The sequence below is a fragment of the Actinophytocola sp. genome, assembly GCF_036402745.1.
Classification (GTDB): domain Bacteria; phylum Actinomycetota; class Actinomycetes; order Mycobacteriales; family Pseudonocardiaceae; genus Actinophytocola.
Genome location: NZ_DASWSJ010000427.1, coordinates 1 through 4,190 on the forward strand (window position 1 = coordinate 1; position 4,190 = coordinate 4,190).

Sequence of the window (4,190 nt, forward strand, 5' to 3'; positions counted from 1 at the left end):
CGGACTTGCTGACCCGCATCGGCCGGGTGCTCGCGGACCGCATCGACGACGTCGCTCGCGACCTGGCGAGCTCTCGCTCGGCGGGACTGGAAGGCCTGATCCAGCAGGACGAAATCCTTCGCGTCGAGCGCTATTGCCGGCAGGCGGACATCGTGGCCACCGACCTCGGTCCCAACATCATCGACCTGGCGGACGGCGGCGCCGCGGCGGGTCAATTCTTCCAGGTGGTGACGGCAAACCTGGCCAGAGGATCGAAGTACCGGTTCCTGCTCGCCGGCGAGCTGACCCTGCGCTCCGCGTCGGTGATCCATTTCCGAGAGATGATCAGCGCCGCGGTCGGCGGCGATCACCTGAACGAAAATTGCTCGTTTCGACGAGCTGTTCTGCCGATCATGGGTGGCTCTGGCTTGTACGAACTCGATGTCGCAACGCTCGCGCTGCAGGAGCAAGGGTTGTTCACACAGTTCAGTAAATACATCTTAAACGGCACCCACTTCGGCTACCTTAATAGTCCGAATACGGATTCGAACTCGGACATGCTGATGAGTCCTGAACATACGGAACGTGCCCGAATCGCATTCGAAGAGTTATGGCGCGTTGCCGGCAACCACACATACGGAGGGTAGCATTCGCGCCCCCTGACAGGGTGATCAGCTCCGCCGGTTTACTGTGCCGCGGTGATTGTCGCCACCTCTGGGGCCACCGCCGGACGCGTTGTCAAAGTACAACGCCATCCACGTGGCCGACGAATATGGCTGGCCCACATCGACCTGGGCGACGGCAATGCGCCTGCACAGATCGTCTTCGGCGGTCAGTACGTGCTAGGACGCGACGAGCTGGTACCTGTCGCTCCGCCCGGCGCGCGGGTTGTCGACCGGGCTGGCGACGGGACGCTGCGAACCAGGAAGATTCGCCGTCGCCGATTTCGCGGTGAGCGGTCGCACGGCATGCTCTGCAGCTTCGACGAACTCGGGTGGTCGGAGCATGGTGGCCAGGACGAGGTCGCGATCCTCCGGGCGGTGACCCCAGGCCAGAACCTCGACGACCTGTCCGTCGAGGAGCGGCGTGAGTTGGTCGGGTCGCCACGTGGGCGTGGACAGAAGCTTCGCGTGCTGGTGATGTGGGTCTCGAGCTTGCGTCCACTTCAGCTGAACAGATCCCGCGAGCTGAAGTTGGCCATGACGTCCTGAGCCCCCGACTCCACTCGGCGACCCGGTGGCGCCGGACCGTAACGAGCGGGCGCGGCGTGCGAATTTTCCGGTAGACGACACGGAACGGATCTCTTCGCCTTTCTCGCGCTCGTCACGCGGGGCATTCTCCTCGAGTCGGGGCAGGAGCGGCGGCGGCCGCCCGCGCCGGAGTCGGCCTTTCGCCGCACCGCGGGCGTGGATCAGCGGTGGCCAGGCGTGCTTCGAGACGCACGTGACCGACGGCTCGGCGTTCTGTAGCTACCTCCGTGAACGGCGACAAGAGCCTCGGCCATCGGGAACCCGGTGGGAGTCCGATCGTCGGAACGGGCGACGGCCAACTTCTCCCAGCCAATTGCGGCGACCGGGCAGCAGCCGTCGTAGGCGCTGGTTACGCTCCCGGCGTACGCAATTCACGCACAAGGGGGCGCACGCCGTGACTTACCCGCCACAAGGCGGTGGCTATCCGCCGCAGCAAGGCAACTACGGTCCGCAACAAGGTGGATACGGCCCGCCGCAGGGTGGTTACCCGCAGCAGGGCGGGTACGGTCCGCCGCCCGGGTACCCGCCGCAGCAGCCGGGGTGGGGGCCGCCGGGGTACCCGCCGCCGCGGAAGAACAACACCGGGCTCATCGTCGGCGTCGGGGGCGCGGTGCTCGCCGCCGTCATCGCGCTGGTCCTCGTGCTCGCGCTCAACGGGGGCAACGACAACAAGCCCTCCGACACCGCGGGCAGCGCCAACTCAGGCGGCAACCCGTCGGTCGAGATTCCGGGGCCGAACGGGCCCGGGGCCACCAACAGCGGCGGCAACGACAACGGTGGCAGCGGCGGTGGCAGCGGCGGTGGCGCGAGCAGCCCGGAGGCGCTGGCCGACGAGGTCGTGACGATCATCGAGAACCACGACTCCTCCGCCATCGACCAGTACGCCTGCAGCGAGTCCAACGCCAGCGGGCTGAAGACCGAGCTCGACAAGCTCGCCGGGCTCGACATCACCGCCACCGTCGAGAACGTCACCGACGACGGCAGCACGGGCCAGGCGACCATTCAGATGAAGGCGTCCACCGGCCAGAGCGAGGGCTTCACGCTCGAGATGGCGCAGAACGGCGGCAGCTGGTGCGCAACAGGCATTTGAGTCAGCGAGTAACGAAGTAGGCCGTTTGGCGGCAAAGCATTGACGACCTGGGCGGCGGCAACCAGAGTTACCCGAGTCTGGAGCCGTCCGTCCCAGGAGGCGTCGATGTACCGGTCGTCGAAGCGAACGATCGTCAGCACCTGCGTCATTGCCGCGAGCCTCGCCATCGGCATGACCACCGCGAACGCGGAGGACCAACCTGCCGGCCGGCAGGAGGTCTACGCCGCCGCGGCCGCCGAGTTCGGGGTGCCGGACAGCGTGCTGCTCGGTGTGTCCTATTTGGAGTCCCGGTGGGACGTCAACGCCGGGGCGCCGAGCACCAGCGCGGGCTACGGCCCCATGCACCTCACCGACGTCACCGCCGCCAACACCGGCGGCACCCACCACGACGACGGCACCGAGGACCCCCGCGGCGACGACGCCCGCCCCGCGCTGCACCCGCAGGCCGGTGAGCCGGACCTGTCGGCGCCCGCGCTGCGCACCGTCGATAGGGCCGCCGAGCTGACCCACGTGGACACCGCCACGCTGCGGTCCGACCCGGCCCAGAACATCCGCGGCGGCGCGGCGCTCCTGGCCCAGCACCAGCGTGATCTCGGCATCCACAGCGACAAGCCGGCCGACTGGTACGGCGCGGTGGCCCGCTACAGCGGCGCGACCGACACCGCCACCGCGTCGGCGTTCGCGGACGAGGTGTTCACCACGATGGCCCAGGGCGTCGAGCGCGTCACCGACGACGGCCAGCAGGTGCGCCTCGCCGCGCGGCCCGACGTCGCGCCGAACACCGCGCAGCTCGGCGAGCTCGGCCTGCGCCCGTCCAACGACGACGGGACCGAGTGCCCGCGCGGCCTGGGCTGCGAGTGGATCCCGGCGCCGTACGCCGCGTTCGGCGCCGGCGACTACGGCAACCACGACCTGGCGAACCGGCCGGAGAGCCAGAAGATCAACTACATCGTCATCCACGACACCGAGGGCAGCTACGACACGACGCTGCGGCTGGTGCAGGACCCGACTTACGTGAGCTGGCAGTACACCCTGCGCTCGGCCGACGGCCACGTCGCGCAGCACGTGAAGGCCAAGGACGTCGCCTGGCAGGCCGGCAACTGGTACGTCAACTCCAAGTCGATCGGCCTGGAGCACGAGGGCTTCGCCGCGAAGGGCGCCTGGTACACCGAGGCGCTGTACCGCAGCTCGGCCAAGCTCGTGCGCTATCTCGCCGAGAAGTACCGGATCCCGCTGGACCGCCAGCACATCATCGGCCACGACAACGTTCCCGGCACGATCCCGTCGACGGTCGCCGGCATGCACTGGGACCCGGGCCCGTACTGGGACTGGGCGCACTACTTCGAGTTGCTCGGCGCACCGTTCCACGGCATCGACACCCCGCGGGCGGGCCTGGTGACGATCAAGCCGGACTACCGGTCGAACAAGCCGGCCTTCACCGGCTGCGTCACCGCCGGCGTGCCGTGCGACCCGCACGGGTCGGGGTCGGTGATCCTGCACACCGAGCCCAGCGCGGACGCGCCGCTGCTGACCGACGCCGGCCTGCACCCGGACGGCTCGCCGGGCACGATGCACATCTCGGACCACTCGAGCCGAGTGGAGACCGGGCAGCAGTACGCGATCGCCGAGCAGCGCGGTGACTGGGTCGCGATCTGGTACCTGGGCCAGAAGGGCTGGTTCCACAACCCGTCCCGGTCGCCGGCGGCCGTGTACTCGTTCGGCATGGTGGCGACGCCGAAGCCGGGCAAGGCGAGCATTCCGGTGTACGGCCGGGCCTACCCGGAGGCGGCGGCGTACCCGGCGAACATCCGGCCGCAGGCGGTGACGCCGCTGCAGTACTCGCTGCTGGCGAACCAGAAGTACGCGGTCGG

Annotated in this window: 4 protein-coding genes; all 4 read left to right on the forward strand. The window is 68.8% G+C overall.

What is annotated here, in order from left to right; genetic code table 11:
- The coding region (locus VGD70_RS36845) for a hypothetical protein (RefSeq protein WP_331089821.1) at positions 1-626 on the forward strand (626 nt) is incomplete at its 5' end.
- 51 nt (positions 627-677) lie between these two features.
- Positions 678-1,190, forward strand: a complete 513-nt coding sequence (locus VGD70_RS36850; protein ID WP_331089822.1) for a hypothetical protein — start codon at positions 678-680, stop codon at positions 1,188-1,190.
- A gap of 433 nt (positions 1,191-1,623) precedes the next feature.
- A complete protein-coding gene (locus tag VGD70_RS36855; protein ID WP_331089824.1) occupies positions 1,624-2,319 on the forward strand; it encodes a hypothetical protein in 696 nt (231 codons plus the stop codon).
- A 105-nt stretch (positions 2,320-2,424) separates the two neighbouring features.
- A partial coding sequence (locus tag VGD70_RS36860) for a peptidoglycan recognition family protein (protein WP_331089826.1) occupies positions 2,425-4,190 on the forward strand: 1,766 nt, incomplete at its 3' end.